The organism is Bacillus sp. 0209A (genome assembly GCF_036765095.1).
In the GTDB taxonomy this organism is placed as follows: domain Bacteria; phylum Bacillota; class Bacilli; order Bacillales; family Bacillaceae; genus Bacillus; species Bacillus subtilis_G.
Genome location: NZ_JBAIZV010000001.1, coordinates 615,949 through 637,580, shown reverse-complemented (window position 1 = coordinate 637,580; position 21,632 = coordinate 615,949). Strand labels below are relative to the sequence as shown.

At 42.0% G+C, this 21,632-nt stretch carries 23 protein-coding genes, 1 pseudogene and 1 riboswitch; of the genes and pseudogenes, 17 read left to right on the top strand and 7 right to left on the bottom strand.

The features are described from left to right. Positions 1–5: 5 nt before the first annotated feature. Positions 6–1,523: a sporulation kinase KinD gene (gene kinD / locus V6D44_RS02545; protein WP_202328600.1), complete on the bottom strand. Its 1,518-nt coding sequence runs from the start codon at positions 1,521–1,523 to the stop codon at positions 6–8. Positions 1,524–1,718: 195 nt separating this feature from the next. On the opposite strand from kinD, the gene mhqR reads away from it, so the two are divergent. After that, positions 1,719–2,156, top strand: a complete 438-nt coding sequence (gene mhqR / locus V6D44_RS02540) for a MarR family transcriptional regulator MhqR (protein ID WP_087990986.1) — start codon at positions 1,719–1,721, stop codon at positions 2,154–2,156. Positions 2,157–2,195: 39 nt separating this feature from the next. On the opposite strand, the gene motB is transcribed toward mhqR, so the two are convergent. The 3 genes from motB to clpE form a co-directional block, all read right to left on the bottom strand. Then, on the bottom strand, positions 2,196–2,981 hold the full coding sequence (gene motB / locus V6D44_RS02535) for a flagellar motor protein MotB (RefSeq protein ID WP_087990987.1): 786 nt from the start codon (positions 2,979–2,981) through the stop codon (positions 2,196–2,198). Next, a complete protein-coding gene (gene motA / locus V6D44_RS02530; RefSeq protein ID WP_087990988.1) occupies positions 2,953–3,765 on the bottom strand; it encodes a flagellar motor stator protein MotA in 813 nt (270 codons plus the stop codon). The genes motB and motA overlap by 29 nt, the downstream gene beginning before the upstream one ends. 391 nt (positions 3,766–4,156) lie before the next feature. After that, the gene (gene clpE / locus V6D44_RS02525) at positions 4,157–6,256 is read right to left on the bottom strand and encodes an ATP-dependent protease ATP-binding subunit ClpE (protein WP_087990989.1); all 2,100 of its coding nucleotides are present in this window, start codon (positions 6,254–6,256) and stop codon (positions 4,157–4,159) included. Between the two features lie 365 nt (positions 6,257–6,621). Between clpE and V6D44_RS02520 the strand changes: the two genes are divergently transcribed. From V6D44_RS02520 to queF, 5 genes are all read left to right on the top strand, one after another. Continuing rightward, positions 6,622–7,665 (top strand): YkvI family membrane protein, encoded by a 1,044-nt coding sequence (locus V6D44_RS02520; RefSeq protein WP_087990990.1) that lies wholly within the window; start codon positions 6,622–6,624, stop codon positions 7,663–7,665. A gap of 136 nt (positions 7,666–7,801) precedes the next feature. Further along, positions 7,802–7,846: riboswitch (PreQ1 riboswitch) on the top strand. 127 nt (positions 7,847–7,973) lie between these two features. Then, a complete protein-coding gene (queC, locus tag V6D44_RS02515; protein WP_087990991.1) occupies positions 7,974–8,633 on the top strand; it encodes a 7-cyano-7-deazaguanine synthase QueC in 660 nt (219 codons plus the stop codon). Next, on the top strand, positions 8,626–9,075 hold the full coding sequence (gene queD, locus V6D44_RS02510; RefSeq protein WP_087990992.1) for a 6-carboxytetrahydropterin synthase QueD: 450 nt from the start codon (positions 8,626–8,628) through the stop codon (positions 9,073–9,075). The genes queC and queD overlap by 8 nt, the downstream gene beginning before the upstream one ends. Next, positions 9,068–9,799 carry a 7-carboxy-7-deazaguanine synthase QueE gene (queE, locus tag V6D44_RS02505; protein WP_253269047.1) on the top strand — a complete coding sequence of 244 codons (732 nt, stop codon included), beginning with the start codon at positions 9,068–9,070 and terminating at the stop codon, positions 9,797–9,799. The genes queD and queE overlap by 8 nt, the downstream gene beginning before the upstream one ends. Before the next feature lie 17 nt (positions 9,800–9,816). After that, complete coding sequence (gene queF, locus V6D44_RS02500; RefSeq protein ID WP_003218613.1) at positions 9,817–10,314, top strand: preQ(1) synthase; 498 nt, start codon at positions 9,817–9,819, stop codon at positions 10,312–10,314. Between the two features lie 441 nt (positions 10,315–10,755). Here queF and V6D44_RS02495 read toward each other — a convergent pair whose 3' ends face one another. After that, on the bottom strand, positions 10,756–11,121 hold the full coding sequence (locus V6D44_RS02495; protein WP_253269048.1) for a DUF1433 domain-containing protein: 366 nt from the start codon (positions 11,119–11,121) through the stop codon (positions 10,756–10,758). A gap of 43 nt (positions 11,122–11,164) precedes the next feature. On the opposite strand from V6D44_RS02495, the gene V6D44_RS02490 reads away from it, so the two are divergent. The 5 genes and pseudogenes from V6D44_RS02490 to V6D44_RS02470 all read left to right on the top strand — a co-directional run bounded on the left by V6D44_RS02490 (position 11,165) and on the right by V6D44_RS02470 (position 14,355). Next, a complete protein-coding gene (locus V6D44_RS02490; protein ID WP_437124951.1) occupies positions 11,165–12,586 on the top strand; it encodes a lipase in 1,422 nt (473 codons plus the stop codon). 12 nt (positions 12,587–12,598) lie between these two features. After that, on the top strand, positions 12,599–12,904 hold the full coding sequence (locus V6D44_RS02485; protein WP_087990998.1) for a hypothetical protein: 306 nt from the start codon (positions 12,599–12,601) through the stop codon (positions 12,902–12,904). A gap of 31 nt (positions 12,905–12,935) precedes the next feature. Continuing rightward, positions 12,936–13,061: pseudogene (locus V6D44_RS02480) on the top strand (preQ(1) synthase); the annotation flags it as partial. Between the two features lie 139 nt (positions 13,062–13,200). Then, positions 13,201–13,623, top strand: a complete 423-nt coding sequence (locus V6D44_RS02475; RefSeq protein WP_087990999.1) for a hypothetical protein — start codon at positions 13,201–13,203, stop codon at positions 13,621–13,623. A 441-nt stretch (positions 13,624–14,064) separates the two neighbouring features. Then, positions 14,065–14,355, top strand: a complete 291-nt coding sequence (locus V6D44_RS02470) for a DUF3219 family protein (protein ID WP_202328601.1) — start codon at positions 14,065–14,067, stop codon at positions 14,353–14,355. A 112-nt stretch (positions 14,356–14,467) separates the two neighbouring features. Here V6D44_RS02470 and V6D44_RS02465 read toward each other — a convergent pair whose 3' ends face one another. After that, positions 14,468–14,662 (bottom strand): YkvS family protein, encoded by a 195-nt coding sequence (locus tag V6D44_RS02465; protein ID WP_010328531.1) that lies wholly within the window; start codon positions 14,660–14,662, stop codon positions 14,468–14,470. Positions 14,663–14,826: 164 nt separating this feature from the next. On the opposite strand from V6D44_RS02465, the gene V6D44_RS02460 reads away from it, so the two are divergent. The 5 genes from V6D44_RS02460 to pfeT all read left to right on the top strand — a co-directional run bounded on the left by V6D44_RS02460 (position 14,827) and on the right by pfeT (position 20,096). Beyond that, positions 14,827–15,021, top strand: coding sequence for a hypothetical protein (locus tag V6D44_RS02460; RefSeq protein ID WP_087991001.1), 195 nt, complete (start codon positions 14,827–14,829; stop codon positions 15,019–15,021). Positions 15,022–15,318: 297 nt separating this feature from the next. Then, a complete protein-coding gene (locus V6D44_RS02455; protein ID WP_087991002.1) occupies positions 15,319–15,945 on the top strand; it encodes a cell wall hydrolase in 627 nt (208 codons plus the stop codon). Positions 15,946–16,062: 117 nt separating this feature from the next. Continuing rightward, entirely contained in the window at positions 16,063–17,400 is a 1,338-nt protein-coding gene (gene ykvU / locus V6D44_RS02450; RefSeq protein ID WP_087991003.1) for a sporulation protein YkvU, read from the top strand. Positions 17,401–17,449: 49 nt separating this feature from the next. Continuing rightward, positions 17,450–17,947 carry an endospore biogenesis thiol-disulfide oxidoreductase StoA gene (stoA, locus tag V6D44_RS02445; RefSeq protein ID WP_087991004.1) on the top strand — a complete coding sequence of 166 codons (498 nt, stop codon included), beginning with the start codon at positions 17,450–17,452 and terminating at the stop codon, positions 17,945–17,947. A 235-nt stretch (positions 17,948–18,182) separates the two neighbouring features. Beyond that, positions 18,183–20,096, top strand: a complete 1,914-nt coding sequence (gene pfeT / locus V6D44_RS02440; protein WP_087991005.1) for a metal-transporting ATPase PfeT — start codon at positions 18,183–18,185, stop codon at positions 20,094–20,096. A 37-nt stretch (positions 20,097–20,133) separates the two neighbouring features. On the opposite strand, the gene V6D44_RS02435 is transcribed toward pfeT, so the two are convergent. Continuing rightward, positions 20,134–20,337: a hypothetical protein gene (locus tag V6D44_RS02435; protein ID WP_087991006.1), complete on the bottom strand. Its 204-nt coding sequence runs from the start codon at positions 20,335–20,337 to the stop codon at positions 20,134–20,136. A 162-nt stretch (positions 20,338–20,499) separates the two neighbouring features. On the opposite strand from V6D44_RS02435, the gene papB reads away from it, so the two are divergent. Then, the gene (gene papB / locus V6D44_RS02430) at positions 20,500–21,594 is read left to right on the top strand and encodes a di/tri-peptidase (RefSeq protein WP_087991046.1); all 1,095 of its coding nucleotides are present in this window, start codon (positions 20,500–20,502) and stop codon (positions 21,592–21,594) included. Positions 21,595–21,632 lie beyond the last annotated feature (38 nt).

Here is a 21,632-nt window from a genome sequence, read left to right as displayed (position 1 = left end):
GGGGGCTATGAAGCGGATACGGGGAGGATGATCGTCACCTCTGTACCTCTTCGCACTTCACTTTCGATATGAATGGAGCCTCCGTACATCAGCACAATCCGTTTACATACGACAAGGCCGAGACCGGTTCCTTTTTCTTTAGAAGTAACAAAGGGAAGGAAGATATGATCCAGCATTTCCTGAGAAATCCCTTCACCGTTATCCACAACTTTGATAATGGCCTTTTGATCCGAAGCACCCAAGGAGATCGTCAGTTTTCCTCCCTCAGGCATTGATTCGAGGCCATTTTTTGCTACATTTAAAATCACTTGTTTAATATGATCTTTTGTACATTTAACGAGTAAGGGCTGCCCGGTTAAATACTGTAATTCGACTTCAACATTGTATAGGTTGCCCTCAGAATAGATAATCGGCATAATTTCACCGATAATATCCTGAAGCGAGTTCAGCTCCCATTTTTCAGCTGTCGGTTTTCCGAGAACGAGAAACTCACTCACAATTTGGTTAATGCGCTTTATCTCTTGTTCAATAATGGAGAAGTACAGCTGATCTTCTTCACCTTTATATTTCTTTTGCAGCAGCTGAATAAAGCCGCTTATGCCGGTGAGCGGATTGCGGATTTCATGAGCTGTGCTGGCAGCAAGCGTCCCGATCAGCTCTAATTTTTGCGCCTCATTTTCTGAGCGCTCCAGCTGAGTCTGGCGTTTCAGCAAATAATACAGCACGAGAATAAAAAGGATATTCAGCAAAACAATAGTACATGAAAGTGGCAGAACAAGGCTTTTCGTCAGTTCTTCTATTGTGACCGGCTTCGGATATACTTTCATATTCCAGCTGATATCATCCAGAAATCCGCTGACTGGTTTCTGATCTTTTGCATGAGAGGCTTGTCCGCTCGTAAATATCATTTTCCCGTCTTGGTTCACTACTTCAATATAAACATCAGGGCTCAGCAAGTTAATGATATTTTTCAAATAATCAATTTGAATCGCTGCGACAAGATAATCTGTCACATTTCGTTTTGAGTCCAAAACAGGGACACAAATTGTAAAAATTGGCTGGCCTGTAATTCTGCTCGAATAACTTTCTGAAATGACTGTCTTTTTGGTTTCCTTCGCTTTTGTAAAAAAAGATCTGTCTGCCAGGTTTACTTTCGTTTTTAATTCTGTTGAACTTGCAGTGACGTCTCCTTTTGTATTAAGAAGATAGAGACCGGAAAATCTCGGCTCTGAATCAAAGGCTTTTTCCAAAATAGACTGCATTTTTTTTATATCAACCGGTCTGTCGATGGCGATGGACAGGGAGGTCATTCTCGCCTTTGTTTCTCCGATTAAATAATTAATTTTGTTGCGGTGAAGGTTCAGCATAACACTTGCTTCTTGCTTATGTTCTATAGCTATTGTATCTTTTTCTTTTTCATATACGAAAAAGCTGATGACGAGTGCCGGAATCACGACCAGTATCAAATAAAGTTTGATTCTCCCGCAGGCGCCTTTTAGTATTTTCAATTTGCATCGCTCCAACTTACACCTGATTAGAGGTATTATATCATTGTTTCTTCTTCTTTAATAAGAAAAAATAACCAAAAAAATTAGAAAAAGATGTTGGGTGGTTTACATGATCAAAAAGAAGAGAAATATTGGAAAGATTTTTATTGACATTTCCGTCTTTGTTTATTAATGTTTCTCTGTAACGGTTTCTAAAAGGATGATTGAGACATGACAGAAAAATCACTGAAGTTATTTATCGTGCTGTCGCGCGCGTATCGGTCTATTAACGATCATATGAATAAGCATATTCATAATCATGGGCTGAATCCGACTGAATTTGCTGTGCTTGAGCTGTTGTACCATAAAGGCGATCAGCCGCTGCAGCAGATAGGGGATAAAATTCTCTTGGCTAGCGGGAGCATCACATATGTTGTAGATAAGCTGGAGCAAAAAGAACTTCTCATTCGGAAAGCGTCTCCTACAGACAGACGAGTGACATTTGCACAAATCACTGAAAAAGGCACCGGTCTTTTGAATGATATTTTTCCTGATCACGCTGCGGAAATTGATGAAATGATCAGCGTATTAAGCGAAGAAGAGGTAGAGATGTGTACAGAGATGTTAAAAAGAGTAGGATTAAACGCAAAACAGTTTCATAATAAGTAAAAAAAGGAAGCCTGATCTATCACAAGGCTTCCTTTTTTTCTATTGTTCATTCGTTTCCGCAGCGCCTCTCGGCAAGATGAGAACTTCAACGCGCCGGTTTTTGCTTCGGCCTTCCGCAGTTTTGTTGGAAGCCACCGGTTTATACTCACCATAGCCCTTGGCACTGAACACTTTTGCGTCAAGCTTAGGGTTTTCAACCAGGAGTCCCATAAAGTTTACCGCTCTCATGACGCTTAAATGCCAGTTTGATTGGAATTCAGAATTTTTAATTGGCATATTATCCGTATGTCCGCTGATAATGATATTCCTCGGCGGGTTAATCACAAGAAGAGTGGAAATCTCTTTTGCAAGCCGAACATCTTCCTTACGGATGGTCGCTTTCCCAGAATCAAAGAAAATACTGTCTTTAATCGTAATCAGAAGACCTTCACTAGTCAATTTTGTTTCCAGCTGATGTTCGAGCTTTTTATCTTTGATGAACTTTTCTACCTGGCTCTTGACACTTTCAAGTTCTTCTTGATCAGCCGCTTTTTCTCGATCTTTCTTGTTTTTCTCTTTCTCTTCTTTTTCATCTTTCACTTCATCAATTCCGTCTGAATCGTTTTCAGGAGGGATGACACTGGAGTAGTCCATCACGCCGGTGCCGCCCGTAAAGACTTCATTAAATGATTTTGAAAGCATTTGAAACTTACCTGCGTCAATCGAGCTGCTCGCGTACAGCACAATAAATAAAGCCAGGAGAAGAGTTAGAATATCGGCGTAAGGAACCAGCCATGATTCATCAACGTGCTCGTCCTCATGCTTCTTCTTCTTTTTTCTCGCCATTTTGCGCCTCTCCTTGTTCTGCAAATTTCAAGCGGTCCTTCGCAGGAAGGTACATTAAAAGCTTTTGTTCGATGACTTTCGGTGCTTGTCCTTCAAGTACGGAAAGGACGCCTTCGATCATGACTTCACGCAGTTTTACTTCTTGTTTTGATTTTCGTTTTAATTTATTCGCGAAAGGATGCCATAATACATATCCCGTAAAGATACCGAGAAGGGTGGCAACAAAGGCCGCACTGATGGCGTGTCCAAGCTCATCTGTGTTATCCATATGAGATAGGGCGGCGATCAGTCCGATTACAGCGCCGAGTACTCCAAGTGTCGGCGCATACGTTCCTGCCTGTGTGAAAATAGCGGCTCCGGCCTGATGCCTGTCCTCCATTGCTTCGACTTCCTCTGTCATGATATCTCTGATAAATTCCGCGCTTTGCCCGTCAACAGCCATGCTGAGCCCGTTTTTGAGGAAAGCATCATCTACATCTTCAATGCTCGCTTCTAAAGCAAGAAGGCCTTCGCGGCGAGCAAGCTGGGCCCATTCAGAGAACATAGGAATAAGCTCTTCTATTGTCAGCTGTTTGTTTTCCTTAAATAACACTTGGAACAGCGCGGGCACTTTTTTAATTTCTTTAGTTGGGAACGCAATGACCACTGCTGAGATTGTCCCGGCGATAATAATTAAAATGGCAGCGGGGTTTGCAAGCGCGCTGAAACTGACGCCTTTCAGAACCATCCCCACGCTCAATGCCACAAAAGCAAGAATAACACCAATTAACGAAGTTTTATCCATAGTTTTCACCAAATCCTTTTTTTCTAGCTTGTCTATGGTTAATATCGGTTTCGGTACCCGGAACTTTAGGGAGATTGTGAATTTGTTCATGAAATATTCAAGGAAGAGGCATAGAAGGGAGAAATAAACAAATTCGGGGCCTTTCAAAAATTGAAAAGCCCGCGGGTTTAGCGGTATTGAAATTGGCAGCTTGCTCGCAAGATGTCCTTCAGACGGTTTTCATAACATAATAGAAATAAATATTCACTGTATATAAACATGTTCCATCCCTCCTTAAGAAAAAGTGTAAATGATAAAGGGGAGTAACACTTCGGGGGAAGGGACGGTATTTTCTCCGTCAAGAGTATGAATCCACAAAAAAACGGCTTCCTAAACAGGAAACCGCTCATTGTTATTTCGCGTGCACTTTGATTGTATGATCTTCTGCAGTCACATGGAAACTTGTGATCTCGCTATTGTCAAGCAGGAGATCGGTCATTTCATCTTCCACCCATTCTTGGATGGTTCTTCTGAGCGGACGTGCGCCGAATGAAGGGTGGTAGCCCAGCTCAGCGATTTTTTCTTTCGCTTCGTCTGTCACACTCAAGGTGATTCCGCGTTCTGCCAATGTTTCTTCAAGTTCTCCGAGCAGCAGGCTGACGATTTTGACCAAATGTCCTTTTTCCAGTGAGCGGAACTCAATAATGCTGTCAAAACGGTTGAGGAACTCAGGTTTAAAGAACATGCTGAGTGAATCAATCAATGTTTGTTCTTCGAATACACTGTCATCTGATTGGAAACCGACTTTCATTTGTTTCTCACCAGCACCCGCGTTGCTTGTCATAATAATCACAGTGTCTTTAAAGCTTACGGTTCTGCCTTGACTGTCTGTCAGACGGCCGTCCTCCATGATTTGCAGGAACATATGCTGAACGTCAGGGTGTGCTTTTTCAATCTCATCCAGCAACACGATGCTGTAAGGATTGCGGCGCACTTTTTCTGTTAATTGTCCAGCTTCCTCATGGCCGACATAACCAGGCGGTGAACCGATGATTTTAGATACGGCGTGTTTCTCCATGTATTCGCTCATATCAAGACGGATAATAGCGTCTTTTGTGCCGAATAGTTCATCCGCCAGCGTTTTAGAAAGCTCTGTTTTCCCTACACCAGTAGGACCGACAAAGAGGAAGGAGCCAACGGGTCTGTTTTTGGATTTTAATCCGGCGCGGCTTCGTCTTACCGCTTTTGCCACTTTTTGAACAGCGGCTTCTTGTCCGATCACACGTTCATGAAGTTTTGCTTCAAGCTCTTTCATTTTTGTTTGTTCATCCGCCTGCAGCTTGCCGACAGGGATGCCTGTTTTTTGTTCAATGATATCCTGAATATGGTCAGCTTCCACAGTGACAGCGGAATGAGAGGAAGAGCTGTTTGTTTTTTTCTCTAATGCGATTTCTTCATCACGGAGTTTTGCCGCCAGTTCGTAATTTTCCTCTTCCAGCGCTTTTGCTTTTTCGGCTTCAATCGCAGTTAAGCGTTCCGCCGCATCCTCATCATTCAGCTCATCAATTAACAGGTTGGCTTTTGAACCAGCTTCATCTAATAAGTCAATTGCTTTATCCGGCAGGTGTCTGTCCTGAATATAGCGGGATGATAAAGTCACACATGCTTTGATTGCTTCATCACTGAATGTCACGCCATGGTATGCTTCGTATTTGTCTTTGATCCCTTGCAGAATGAGGATGGCCTGTTCTATTGAAGGTTCCTGCACCATGATAGGCTGAAAACGTCTTTCCAGCGCGGCATCTTTTTCGATTTGACGGTATTCTTTCAGTGTTGTCGCACCGATGACTTGCAGTTCGCCTCTGGCAAGGGCGGGTTTGAGAATGTTGCCTGCATCCATAGAGCCTTCTGCAGAGCCTGCGCCAACGAGAAGATGAATTTCGTCAATGAACAGAATGACATTTTTTCGTTCTTTCAGCTCAGTGATCAGCTGTTTCATTCTCTCTTCAAATTGGCCTCTGATTCCTGTGTTTGCAACAAGGGATGCAACGTCAAGCAAGTAAAGTTCTTTGTTTTTCAGTTTGTTTGGAACATCGCCTTCAGCAATTTTTAAAGCGAGTCCTTCGGCGATGGCGGTTTTCCCTACACCCGGCTCACCAATGAGAACAGGATTGTTTTTGTTGCGGCGGTTCAGAATTTCGATCACGCGAGCGATTTCTTCATCACGGCCGATGACGGGGTCAATGAGACCGGCTTTTGCACCGTTTGTGATATTTTGAGCCAGCTCATCAAGCAACCCTTTTTTCTCGCTTTGTTTTGCTGCGTTTTGTTCTTTCGGCTGGAACGCTTGTTCAAACGGAAAACCGAAAGATTGAGGACCCATGCTCATTGAAGGTTTACGGGTCAGTTCGTTATAGCAAGTTTCACATAATACCATTTGTTTATGAACGGAATTAATTTGCATGTTAAGGCGAATCGTCGCCTCGTTTTGATGACAATGTTGACAACGCATTTGCCAAAACCTCCTTAAAAATTTGATCTATTTTGACCAATGAATGTGAATAAAAAGGCCGATTGAATTTGACCTTCTTTGACTATTAGTATACGGGAAACTTATCGGCTTTCAAAACAATATGCTCAGAGCAGTCTGACTATTTGACTAACTTTGACCAATTGGTTTTTAAAAAAGGCCGGCTAGTTTGACCAACTTTGATTCATAGTATACTCTGACCTTCTTTGACTTTCAAGTCATTTGCGCAAAATGTTTTTAAATTGTTTACAAAGTAAAACAAGTTTTCCCCTTCTTTTCAAGGAACTTGTCTCATAGGTTATAAAAGGCACATGTGGACAAAACTGCGGTTCGTTCGGAGGGGAGAAATGGAACAATCAAAAGGGTCAGCAAGTCAGCTTGCCTTTGTGTATGTCGGCACAGTAGTCGGAGCTGGGTTTGCGACTGGCAGGGAAATTGTTGAGTTTTTTCTGAAGTTCGGCTGGTTCGGTTTATTCGGTATTATCGTCAGCGGCGGAATGTTTACGTTTCTCGGGGCCAAGCTGATGATTATTTCAAAACGAATCAATGCCAAGTCCTATCAAGAAATGAACATATTCTTGTTCGGGGCGAAGGCTGGGCGGTTTATTAATGTGTTTATGCTGTTTGTACTCCTCGGCGTCACTTCTGTTATGCTTTCCGGGGCAGGGGCGCTTTTTGAGGAACAGCTGGGGCTGTCCCCTCAGATTGGGATGCTGATTACAATCGGTTTGAGCTTAATTGTGATGACTGGAGGAGTAAAAGGCATTTTCGGTGTCAATGTGTTTGTTGTTCCTCTTTTAATCATCTTTTCTATGATTGTGGTGGCCGACTCTTTTATTTTCAGCGAGTCGCGGAACGCAGCGCAGTGGGGATGGCCGCACCGTTGGGACTGGCTGTTATCAGCGTTTTCTTACGGCGCTTTAAATTTATCGCTTGCCCAAGCGGTTTTGGTTCCGCTGGCGAATGAAATGTCATCGGAAAAAGTGATAAAAAAGGGCGCTTTAGTCGGAGGGGCGATGCTGACGATTGTGCTGTCCGCGAGTTTTCTGTCTTTGTCGATGCTCCCGGATGTATTTTTGTACGATATACCGATGGCTCAAGTCGTTTATCTCTTTGCGCGGTCTGTCCATTTGATTTATTTGCTCATTATTTTCGGTGAAGTGTTCACATCGGTTATCGGCAATCTATATGGATTGGAAAAACAAGTGCAGAGCTTTCTTCCAATGAAAAGCAAATATATCTTTGCAGCCATTATGACCACGGCTTATATTACGAGCCAAATAGGATACGGCAAGCTCATTTCAACGATTTATCCATTGTTTGGCTATGTGAGTCTGGCGTTCATAGGCGCCCTGATTTGCAAAAAGGTTCCCCGGCGGCGCAGTTTGTAAATACAAGTAATGAAGTGAGCCGTCATTGCAGAACAATGATTGATCGGGAAGTCAGGGCTTACTTTTTTATTGTCAAGAAAAACAACATTATGGTAAGATAGCAGAAGTGAAAAATTGAAGAAAATCCGTGCGATATGCGGGAGAGGTTCTAGCTACACCCTCTATAAAAAACTAAGGACGAGCTGTATCCTTGGATACGGCCTTTTTTATGTTTTTCTAGAGCACCTTCCGAAAAGGTGTTTTTTTGTGTGAATCAGCTGTAGCGATGTCTCTCGCCGATGGTTTTATTGCGGAAAAGGAGAGGAATCATGAAAAAAGAAAAAGCAATTGTCGTATTCAGCGGCGGTCAAGACAGTACCACTTGCTTACTGTGGGCTTTAAAGGAATTCAAAGAAGTCGAAACGGTGACTTTTCATTATAATCAGCGTCATTCGCAGGAAGTTGAAGTGGCAAAATCGATTGCGGAAAAGCTTGGTGTGAAAAACCATTTGCTCGATATGTCACTTTTAAATCAGCTTGCACCGAATGCCCTGACAAGAAATGATATTGAGATAGAGGCAAAAGACGGTGAACTGCCATCCACATTTGTTCCGGGACGGAATTTGGTATTTTTATCTTTTGCATCTATTCTGGCATATCAAATTGGCGCGCGCCACATTATTACAGGAGTCTGCGAGACAGACTTCAGCGGTTATCCTGACTGCCGTGATGAATTCGTGAAATCTTGCAACGTAACGGTAAACCTGGCAATGGAGAAGCCGTTTGTGATTCATACGCCTCTCATGTGGCTCAATAAGGCGGAAACATGGAAGCTTGCAGATGAGCTTGGCGCCCTTGATTTTGTGAAAAACAACACGCTGACATGCTATAACGGCATCATCGCAGACGGCTGCGGCGAATGTCCGGCATGTCACCTTCGTTTAAAAGGCTATGAAGAATATATGGCGATGAAAGGAGAGCGTGCATAAATTGTTATCTCAAATTTATCCCCAGGCCCAGCATCCTTATTCATTTGAATTGAATAAGGACATGCACATCTCAGCTGCTCATTTTATCCCTCGGGAAAGTGCTGGAGCGTGCAGCAGGGTCCACGGGCATACGTATACCGTCAATATAACCGTTGCCGGCGACGAACTTGACGACTCCGGCTTCCTTGTCAATTTCAGCGTGCTCAAAAAACTGGTGCACGGAAACTATGATCATACGCTTTTAAATGATCATGAAGAATTTTCTCAGGACGATCGGTATTCGGTGCCGACAACTGAAGTTGTGGCGAAAACGATTTATGACAACGTACAGGCTTATTTAGACACATTGGAGAATAAGCCAAGCTGTGTACAGGTGTTTGTCCGGGAAACACCGACAAGTTACTGTGTCTACCGTCCGAAAAAGGGTGGTTTGAATGGCTAAAGGAATTCCTGTATTAGAAATTTTCGGCCCGACGATTCAAGGAGAAGGCATGGTGATCGGACAAAAAACGATGTTCGTTCGCACAGCCGGCTGTGATTATTCCTGCAGCTGGTGTGACTCTGCCTTCACTTGGGACGGGTCTGCTAAAAAAGATATTCGCTGGATGACGGCTGAGGAGATTTTTGCAGAGCTTAAAAACATTGGGGGAGACGCGTTTTCCCACGTGACGATCTCGGGCGGCAACCCGGCCCTGTTAAAACAGCTGGGTGCTTTTATCGAACTGCTGAAGGAAAATAACATTCGTGCAGCGCTTGAAACCCAGGGGACTGTTTATCAGGAGTGGTTTACGCTGATCGATGACCTTACAATTTCTCCAAAACCGCCAAGCTCAAAAATGGTAACGAACTTTCAAAAGCTTGATCATATTTTGACATCACTTAAAGAGAATAACAGACAGCATGCTGTCAGCTTAAAGGTTGTCATTTTTAATGATGAAGATATGGCGTTTGCCAAAACCGTGCACAAGCGTTACCCGGGAATCCCGTTTTATTTACAAGTCGGTAATGATGACGTTCATACGACAGATGATCAGACATTGATTGCACATTTGCTTGGAAAATACGAAGCGCTTGTTGATAAGGTAGCTGCCGATGCGGAGCTGAATCTCGTCAGAGTGCTTCCGCAGCTGCACACCCTGTTATGGGGCAACAAACGCGGCGTATAATAGAAAGGAAGATAAATATGACGACAAGAAAAGAATCAGAATTAGAAGGTGTCACACTGCTTGGCAACCAAGGAACAAACTATTTGTTTGAATATGCGCCGGACGTGCTGGAGTCATTCCCGAATAAACATGTAAACCGTGATTACTTTGTAAAATTCAACTGCCCAGAATTTACATCTTTATGCCCGAAAACAGGACAGCCTGACTTTGCAACAATCTACATCAGCTATATTCCTGATGAAAAAATGGTTGAAAGCAAATCATTAAAGCTGTACCTATTCAGCTTCAGAAACCATGGTGACTTCCACGAAGACTGCATGAACATCATCATGAATGACTTAATCGAATTAATGGACCCGCGCTACATTGAAGTATGGGGCAAATTTACGCCAAGAGGCGGAATTTCCATTGACCCGTACACAAACTACGGAAAGCCGGGAACGAAGTACGAGAAAATGGCCGAGTATCGTATGATGAATCATGATTTGTATCCGGAGACGATTGATAATCGATAAGGAATCCGTTGTGTGAGACGAAGTGATGTCGCTGTAAAATACTGACATTTAGCGTCAATTTTAGGCGGGAATGTGGCCCGACTGTGACCTGAGGTGCAACCTGAACTGTGACTTTTTGCAGCTGAAAATTGATAGAACAGAAGCAGTTTAAGGCGTACGATTTAGTACGTCTTTTCTTATTTTATCCACTAAAAAATGCCCTGCAAAGGACATCACTCGTAATCTAGACTTTTAATTGGTTTATATATTTTAGGTTTACCAAATGCAGTTATTTCTTTGAACGCATTGATTAATACGGAAAGAATAATACCGGTTAAGAAAATCGGAAGGACAAGCTTATTTTTGAGACAGGATGTAGAGACCTTGAAAAAGGAACTTGAAGCTAATCAGAAATATCGTCCAAACAAATAAACCCCTCACTATGATGTGAAGGGGTGTTTTTTAATATTCACATGGTTTTTCTTCGCATTCTGGCTTTTCTTTAGCATCAACATACGATGAAGTTATAGTGTCATTTGACTTGTCATAAATCCCCCAAAACTCTTTTTCTTTGTTTCCGTTCAAATACCCCTCTGCATTAATACCGCCCATTGGATCTATTTCATATTTGTCCGAGAACTCAATTTTATCTATACCTTCATAGTTAGCATTTATGTAATCAGTCATTCGTTTTTTAGCTTTATCAAATAGTTCTAGTTCTGCAGTCTTAACTTTTTCTTGCTTTTCATCATATTGGTGTTTCATGTATATTCCCCCAAGTGTTATAATGATGATTGCTGACAACAGGATAATAATGTATTTTTTCATAAAACCATCCTTTCAGTGCTTATTTTACATGAGGAGTGTGTCAATGTACATGAGCAAGAAGGCTAAGGTTCCTAATATATCTGACCAAGATTATTATAGTATTAGTCAACTAACTTATCGAGATGAGTATTTGAAAAAACATTTCTCGAAAAAAATACCCGTTAAGATTAATTCAGGAAAACAATATTTTATAGATAAAATCAAAAAAGACCCAGACACAGGGCTAGATGTATACGTATTTGTCCAAGCCAAGAAAAAAGAAGGCAAATGGGTAAAACCAAAAGAACCAGAAAATGTTGTCGTAGGTTTTCAAGGAACAAATCAGGAACAAATTAAAGCTGATGTTATAAGTGCAGATGGCGGAAACGTAGTAATGGGCAAAGATCCGAAAAAGAAAGTCCAATACATAATGAAAAAAGATGCATCTGAAAACTCTAAAGCTATTGCCAAGTATAACGGCAGTATGGAACAAGCAATGATGATTAAGAGCGGAGAATACAAAATTGTCACTAAGACATCCCAATTTGATCAGGGTGATAAGCTCGTTGCCAATGAAGTGAAGAAGTATGCTGGTACTAACACAGTGATTTCGACAACAGGTCACTCACTTGGAGGAGCAGATGCGGAATACGCTGGTGTAAACAACGACGTTTACAGTGTGGCTTTTAACAACCCTTCCATCGTTAAGCTGCATGATGAAGAAACACAGAAGAAAATCAGAAATGGCGAATTTGATTTGTATCACAAAGCAATCATTAATCCTGATGATATGGTGGGTTCGGGCTGGTTTTTAGAATACGACCGACACAACGGAACAACTATATACACGAAAGACCCAAGCATCGCCCGCCAAGATCGTGCTAACCGGCTTAATACGTCTCTGGGGATTCCCGGTGTTTTAGGGAGTCTTATTACCTCCTTCTATGGCCAAGCATTTGCAAAAAATCCTGATACTCATAGTTTAAATGATTCGAACTTTAAGTTTGATAAGAATGGTCATATCCAAAGTGTTGATGGCAGAAACGGAGTGTATAACCAGAATATCGAATCGTTCTCATCTTATTCAGGTATGAATGGACAAACCATTAAAGTGGATGCTAAGTATGCAAAAGAACTGGCTAAACGTTTACAGGCAGCTATCGAAGACTTAAAAACAAAGAAACAAGCAATTGAACAATTCCCTCATGATCACAGCAAAATGGTTTATGACGTAAAATCAATTTGCGGGAAGAGATTAGGAGAATTCAAGGATCTAGATCCAAGCGATGTTGATAAAGCTGTATTGTTTCATGCACCTTATGTGAAAGAGGGGGCAGCATTTTATGACTCAGAAGAGCATTATCAAACTGAGGCTTCTCTTCACTACTTGATAAGAGATTTAGAGGATATCAGTGAGTTCATTGTTAAAATGGCTGAGGATTTAAAAGATAAGGATAATGAACTAGCAAGCTGGTTACGGTTGTAAGGGGGATTTAAATTGCCATATGGAGTTAATATGGATGCAGATGAGTTTTATAGACGGTTGCAACAAAATGAAGAATTAAAAAAACTGGTAGGTGCAAGTCTAAAAACCCATTGTCAAAATCTAAAAGAAGACACAAAAAACGCATCAGATTTTTCTTCAGCGGAACAGGTTATTGCCGAGGTGTATGTTGCTTTACTCTCTTCATTTGAAGGGAAAGCGAAAGAAGCGTTAGTACAAAGGCTTAATGAAAATGCGACTATGTTGACAAATGCCATAGAGAACAGAAGTGCTTTTTTGAGAAGTATTAAGGCTAAATAATTGAAATAACCCCCTTCACTATAGATGTGAACCAAGAGGCGGAATTTCCATTGACCCGTACACAAACTACGGAAAGCCGGGAACGAAGTATGAGAAAATGGCTGAATACCGTATGATGAATCATGATTTGTATCCGGAGACGGTTGATAATCGATAATGAATCCAAATGTTATGTCATAGACGTGTGTAATAGCACGTCTATTTTTTTGTTGCTCAAAGTACCCCAATTCGTCTTTTTTGAATTTTTATTTCCTTAATATTGAAATCGGATTATAATATGGAAAAGGGGGCTGCTGATGAAAAAATTATTGGTTTGTATGTTGTTATGTCTTGCGCTAAGTTTGAATGTCCAAACTACGATTGCATTGGCTGCTAAGGATGAAACAAAAGTCAGTTTTATTATGACAAAAGATCAAACTGGTTTTTTTATAGCAAACCATAATAACCCTTATGATCCAGGATGGCTCTATTACAGATTTACAATATTGAATGCAGAAGGGTGCACGCTTACCATGAAAATGCAGAGGATGACATTAGGCGGAGATTTTATTACGATAAGTGAGAAAGCGTTTACTGGCAACCATTTTGATTATAGCGCCGCCGATTATATACCGGGAACCAAGTTGAGAAACCATTACTTGGACATTACGAAAGGATCTGGCTGCGGAGATGTTAGCATCGAAGGCTATTACGGTGCTGAATATGAGGGGACTGACTGATTGTCAATCAAGGCGAGCAAAAGAGCTTGGCTCGATTAAAGGCGGGTTTTTGTCAGACAAATGAGTATCTTCGCCTATTATATATCAACAACATGATCCGAGAGGAAAAAGGTGAACGTCCGCTATCTTGTATCCGTATCTGCACTGCCGAGCACATATCTTTTCATTTTATCCTAAAAACCATGTCCTAAAACCGTATTCATTGATGGGACTTATGTAAAAAAAGACGAGTGAATCCGGGGGAATTCCACTCGCCGCTTTCTCATGAAAAGACGGGATGCTGGATGGCAGCTCGTCTGTTTTATTATAATTTATCGAACATACGTTTGTAAAGGTGTCTTTTCTAAAGAAATGGGTAACATAACTGTTGTCAGAACAGATTCATTGTAAACGTTCGCTAAGGTATGCTAAGATGCATGGACTTTAAAGGAGTGATACGAAGTGAAGACATTGCGATTAAACGATGTAACGCTAGAAATGGATGCATATAAAGTGGAAAGCGAGCCGAAGCGCAAAATCGCTTTCACCCTAAATGTTACGAGTGAGACTTACCACGATATCGCTGTCCTGTTATATGATAAAACGTTCAACGTCGAGGTTCCTGACGAGAATCTTGCCTTCCGGGGTGAAATCACAAATTACTCAACGTCAATGACCAACCTGTATGAATCAGGATCCGTCAGTGAGTTCCATATAGAAATAACGGAAACAGACCAAAACGCCGATTCATAATCAGTGTTTTTTATGTAAAAAAGCTGCCGGCCGGCAGCTTTTGAGAAAGCGAATTTCATATGTAAGGTGTCTAATTGTCGGTCTTGCAGTTTTTGCGAATGAATGTGGGAGATTAGGAGGTTTTATAGGAGTCTCTGATGATCTTATAATTCTTATGATTAACAACTGTCAATGAATCTAACTCAAGATCCCGGTAGTTATCCATAATCGTCACATCAACGATTACAGAATTCTCATTTACTTTTTCAACAACACCGGTTAATCCATTTTTAAATTCAATGACGTTTCCAACCTTAGCGATTTTCACAAGCTTCCTCTCCTTTTAACATAATAATGCCTTTTGAAAGTATTTTGCAGTATTTTCATTAAGAAGTAAAGCGATAAGGAGTTTTATCTCCCTAATGAATTGTCCTGAGGCGATAAAGATGATATATTGATTTTCGTCAAAAAAAAGAAAGGGGGGAATTTTCGTTGCGTCCCGAAGAGATAATACAAATGATTGAACAGCTGCGAACCGGCGCAATAAACGAACTGAGAGTCCAGAAGGAGCATTTCCTGGATTTCAGGGCCGTGTTATCCAAACAAGATGATTTTAAACATTTCCGAGGAATTGCCCAGCAAGGTGGAGATGTGATATTTCAATACTTAGAACAGCCAAGAAGCTGAAGGTTTCTCAATTGTGAGAAGCCTTTTTATCATATATGACAGGATAAAGGCTCTTTATTACACGAAGCTGTAACAGGCGTAAATAAAATGTAAAACGCCAAAAATGGATAAACATGTTTCTGATTGACAATATTTATAGAATTTCAGGCTGTTTTTCTTCCATTAACAAGCCTGTCATCCGGTATATTCCATCCTGATGCCTCCTTGGGAGAGTTGGAAAATCTTTTTCCGTGAAAATGAATTGATCTCTTGTTAAGGTTATGAAGTGTTTTTTGAGCACTTTAAGGAGGAAACTGTATGACGACGAAATTCACTGCTCTGGCTGTTTTTCTTCTTTGTTTCATGCCTACAGCAAAAATTGAACATACACAAGCTTCACTAATGAGCACAAAGAAGACAAAACAAGAAGCCAAATGGCTTACACATATAGAACGAGACACAGACAGATCTTTCCCTTCACTGTCTGCTGATAAGGACGAGAAAAAAATAAAACCGATCAAGCTATCAGCAAACACTGAAAAGAAAGAGAAAGACAAGCCAGCCAAAACAAATGAAAAGAAAGAAACATATACTCATTCTGAAAAAGATTTGCTGTCCCGTCTCGTACACGCAGAGGCAAAAGGAGAATCATATAAAGGCAAGGTCGCTGTAGCAAGCGTTGTGCTGAACAGAACAGAGAAAAAAGGTTTTCCTGATACCATAAGAGACGTGATTTATCAGACAAACGCCTTTGAACCGGTTTCAAACGGAAGCATTAATCAAAAGCCTGATAAAGATTCAATTGCCGCTGCCGAAGAAGCGCTGTCCTCAGAAAATAGAGAAACAGATGCCGTATTTTTTTATAATCCGAAAACAGCGTCAGATGATTGGATTCGCTCAAGAAAAATTGTAGAAAGAATCGGCAGGCACGTTTTTGCCATCTAAGCATAGAATAGACAATTAGTCTCTTCTATGCTTTTTTTTATATAAAGAGTAAAAATAAAATAATTTTTGAACTTGTCTCATATGATGTTGGTAGTACAAGAGACAAGGAGAGACATCATGAATCGATTTGTGAAAGGGATCATTCTTTTATCCATTGCCGCCTTTTTCGCTGAATGCCTTGAATTTGTCGTGAATATGATTTTGGCGCGGGAGCTTGGCGAGCATGGGATGGGGCTTTACATGAGTATATTGCCTACGATTTTTTTAATTATCGTCATCGCAAGCTTGGAACTGCCGATTTCGATTTCTAAATTCATTGCCGAATCAAACCCTAAGCTACATGAAAGCATGCTGAGGCACGCTTTCAGAATGACAGCCGTTTTTACAGCGTTTTCTACTGCCGCCGCCAGTATTGCGCTTCCGTTTATTCCCGTATTTGATACATACCACCCGTTTATTAAAGGGATTGTCGTTGGCTTAATTCCTATTGTCGCTTTTACTTCAATCGCCAGAGGCTACTTTATGGGTGTGCAAAAAATGGGAAAGATCGCAATCGCCAATGCGCTGAAAAAAATCATTCAGCTCCTGTGCTTATTCCTCTTTTTTCAATGGTACTCATTCGAGTTGGACATGGCCGTGCTGATTTCCTTGTTTGTCCTAGTCGTGAGTGACGTGGTCGTGCTTGTTTATTTATATTCACAATTTATCATGGCGAGGCGGGCGGTATCCGGCCAGCAGCACATTCATTTGCGCGGAAAGGATGTAAGGAAAAGACTGCTTGCCGTTTCAATTCCTACAACAGGACTGCGTATTTTTCATGCCGTTGTCAATGCGATTGAACCCTTTTTAGTAAAAGGGGCGCTTTTGGCAGCGGGCGTTGCCGGGACAGCGGCGATTGATCAATACGGAATGCTCGCCGGTGTGGCTGTAACAATAGGTTCGTTCCCCGCTTTTATTGCCCATTCGTTAATGGTTGTCATGATACCGAATATTTCCGAAGCTTATGCGCTTTCACAGTATGACATCGTATTAAAAAGGCTGAAGCAGTCGATTTTTATTACACTTGGCTATGGTATACCGGCTGTCTGGATCATGTTTCAGTTTGCAGGACCCCTGACACATTTGTTTTTTCACTCTCCTGAAGCGCAGTATTACTTGCAGCTGTTGTGGCCATACTTTCTCTTTCATCTGTTTGTCATGCCGCTGCAGGCGTGCTTAATCGGGATGGGGTTTGTGAAAGAAGCTTTTTATCACAATGTATGGAGTCATATCGTTGCGCTAAGTATGATGTATGTGCTGGGATCAATGGAGAATCTGCAAATGCTCGGTATTATCCTAGGGATGAACACCGGCATGATTTTGCTGACGAGCCTGCACTATGCCACGATCTGCAAAGCGCTGCGAGTATCTGTTTTCCTTACAGGAGGAAACAGAACGCCGCGAATTGAAGGATGATAAAGAAAAAGCGGGGCAAGCTAATTGAAAAGCATGAAAGGAAGATTCCATGTTGACGAAGCGTTTGCTTACTGTATGCCTTATGTTATTGGGGATGATTGCGTTTTTTCCCGATGTGGCAGCCGCTGAGGATAAACAGCCTGCAGTTCCCGCTGTTTTTCTTATGAAAACAATAGAAGGGGAGGATATCTCGATCCCGAATAAAGGACAAAAAACGATCCTGCATTTTTGGACATCGTGGTGTCCGCCCTGCAAAAAGGAGCTTCCCCAGTTTCAATCATATTATGATGCCCATCAAACAGACAGTGTAAAGCTGATAACGGTGAATTTAGTGAACGCCGAACAAAATCAGCAAACCGTTGAAGACTTTATTAAAGCAAACAAGCTGACATTTCCGATTGTTCTTGATTCAAAAGGAGAATTGATGAAGGAATATCATATCATAACGATCCCAACTTCGTTTATGCTGAATGAAAAGGGCGAAATTGAAAAAACAAAAGTAGGCCCGATGACGGCAGAACAACTGAAAGAATGGACGGAAGAATAGCTGAGAGCATAAACTCTCAGCTTTTTTCATATCATGACGAATTGGATAAACATTAATGATAATTATTATCAAAAAGAAATTAAAATAATTATAATTGAAATTCTCTTCGTGCGTGCTATAATAAAGGAAGACATCGAGAAATAATTGACGATAAAGCTGCCTTATGGGCGGCAATTTTGTTTTTATAAGGGAAATGAAGATGATTTGCGTTCTCAATTAGAGAGGGGAATTTAATATGAATGAACAGGTTATCGCTCAACACGATCCGCACGAGCCATTAAAAACAGAACAGAGAGAAAAAAACTGGGCGCAGCATGCCGAGCTTATTGCAGCACTCGTGTCAGGCGCTCTTATTTTGGCCGGATGGCTTTTATCCGGACATCAAGTATTATCAGTAACGCTTTACTTGCTGGCTTTTGTGATCGGCGGGTTTGCTAAAGCAAAGGAAGGAATCGAAGAAACGTTCGAATCCAAAACACTGAATGTAGAACTTTTAATGATTTTCGCTGCCATTGGTTCCGCCGTGATCGGATATTGGGCAGAGGGTGCTATTTTAATATTTATTTTTTCCTTAAGCGGAGCTTTAGAAACATACACGATGCATAAAAGCAGCAGAGATTTAACTTCTTTGATGCAGCTTGAGCCAGAAGAAGCGACACTGATGGTCAATGGCGAAACCAAAAGAGTTGCGGTTTCCGACTTGCAGGCCGGTGATATGATTGTGATCAAACCTGGAGAACGAGTAGCGGCAGACGGTGTCATTGAATCGGGCTCAACAAGCCTTGATGAGTCAGCATTAACAGGTGAGTCAATGCCTGTGGAAAAAAACACCGGTGACGCTGTATTTACGGGGACTGTGAATCGCAACGGCTCCTTGACCGTCCGTGTCACAAAAGCAAATGAAGATTCGTTATTCAGAAAAATCATCAAACTGGTTGAATCTGCGCAAAGCAGTGTTTCACCCGCGCAGGCTTTCATCGAACGATTTGAAAATGCTTATGTAAAAGGTGTGCTGATTGCGGTGGGGCTCTTGTTATTCGTGCCGCACTTTACGCTGGGGTGGAGCTGGAGTGAAACCTTCTACCGCGCAATGGTGTTTATGGTTGTCGCCTCACCTTGTGCGCTTGTCGCCTCTATTATGCCGGCGGCGCTTTCCTTGATTTCAAATGGCGCCCGCAACGGTATGCTTGTAAAAGGAAGCGTCTTTCTTGAGCAGCTGGGCTCTGTGCAAATGATCGCCTTTGACAAAACGGGCACTGTAACAAAAGGCCAGCCTGCCGTTGAAACTCTTAGAATCGCAGAAGGATTCAGCGAAACGGAGGTTCTAGAGGCCGTCTATGCCATCGAAACACAATCAAGCCATCCGCTCGCTCAAGCCATAACAGCGTACGCTGAAAGCCGCGGCGTGAATCAGCCCGGCTACATATCTATAGAAGAAACATCAGGGTTTGGTGTTATGGCAGAAGTGTCGGGCGCGAAATGGAAGATCGGTAAAGCAGGTTTTATCGGCGAGGAAAAGGCAGCACAATTTATAAATCAAACAGCATCAGAAGTCATTCAAAGCGGCCAAACGGTTGTATTTGTGAAAAAGGATGATCAAATAGCGGGCTGTATCGCACTGAAAGATCAAATCAGGACTGAAGCAAAAGAGGTCATGGAAGAATTGAACCGACTAGGGATTAAAACGGCCATGCTGACAGGAGATCATGAGGATACGGCTCAAGCAATAGCGAAGGAAGCCGGAATGACAACTGTTGCGGCAGAGTGCCTGCCTGACCAAAAAGTGAATGAGATCAAACGATTAAAAGAAGAATTCGGAACGATTGCAATGGTCGGTGACGGAATCAATGATGCGCCGGCCCTTAAAGCGGCGGATATTGGCATTGCAATGGGCGGCGGGACAGATGTCGCTCTTGAGACCGCTGATATGGTCCTCATGCAAAATGATTTGAAAAAACTTGTTAACATGTGCCGCTTGTCACGGAAAATGAACAGGATTGTCAAACAAAATATCGTGTTCTCTCTAGCTGTGATCTGCCTGCTGATTTGTGCAAACTTTTTACAGGTGATGGAATTGCCATTTGGCGTGATTGGTCATGAGGGAAGTACAATCTTGGTGATATTGAACGGATTAAGGCTTTTAAAATAAAAACAGCAGTCCAATCGGGCTGCTGTTTTTTTATGGATTAAATGTTACCTTCTTTTTTGTCTTGATCAGATCTTTTCGTAACCATGATAAGCGCAAGGATGCAGCAAAGGAAACCCGCTGCACAGCCTATGATCGAGCTGTAATAATAAAAGCCGGCCATCTTCATACCGATAAAAGGAGCCGAAATCCCCAAAACCGTTAAGAGCATGACTGCTTTTCGTCTGAAAAAATTCATCAGCAAAACGAACAACTCCCTGCGATTGAACTCTACTGTCAGTATACAGGATGAGGGGAAGGAAATAAAATGGATCGGAAAATGAAGGCCCCGCGAAAGGCAAACACCTGTAAAACCTGTTACAATGGAAGACAGAACGATGCATTGAAATGGCAAGGAGGACAAGAAGTGAATAGAATACAACGCGTCTCTTCATGGCTGAAGGAACAGAGGCATACTGCCGCATTTATTCATACGAAAGAAAATGTTTTTTACTTAACCGGTTTTTACACAGAACCGCATGAAAGATTGATGGGTTTATTTATTTTTCAAGAAGAGGAGCCTTTCTTTGTGTGTCCCGGTATGGAAGCAGACCAGGCCCGCAACGCAGGCTGGAATTATGAAATCATTGGCTATGCGGATCACGAAAATCCGTGGGAGCTGATAGAGAAAGCCTTGAAAAAGCGAAATATCAGCATACATACACTAGCAGTAGAAAAGGATTCGATTTCACTATCACGCGCAGATCAGCTGAAGCATTCTGCCGGCGGGGCTCAGTTTGTATCAGCTGAAGAAACACTTAACCAATTTCGCCTGATTAAAGACGACAAGGAAATACGTTTGCTGAAAGAGGCGGCGAAGCTTGCTGATTACGGTGTTGAAGTTGGCGCAGCCGCTTTGCGTGAAGGCATTAGTGAAGTGGAAGTGCTCGCTCAAATCGAGTATGAGCTGAAGAAAAAAGGAATCCAGGGCATGTCATTCTCCACAATGGTTTTATTCGGAACAAAATCAGGCCAGCCCCACGGAAACCCGGGTTCAGCCACATTGAAGAAAGGTGATTTTGTTTTATTTGATCTCGGTGTTATTCTTGACGGCTACTGCTCTGATATTTCAAGAACGTTTGCATACAAGACCATCAATCCGAAGCAAGAGGAGATTTATGAGACGGTGCTTCAAGCGGAAAAAGCCGCAATGGAGGCAAGTAAACCCGGTGTCAGAATCGGCGATCTTGATTTAACTGCCCGAGGAATCATTGAAAAAGCGGGATACGGAGATTATTTTCCTCACCGGCTGGGGCACGGACTTGGGATTTCTGTCCATGAGTACCCATCAATGAGCCAAGCCAACGATACATTGTTGCAGGAAGGCATGGTCTACACGATCGAACCGGGGATTTATGTGCCTGAGATCGGCGGCGTGCGCATTGAGGATGACGTTCATGTAACAAAGGACGGAGCGGTTGCTCTGACCCAATATCCAAAGGAATTAATCATACTGCCGTAACAGGAAATAAAAAAGGACTTTGTTCTCGACATCGTCCT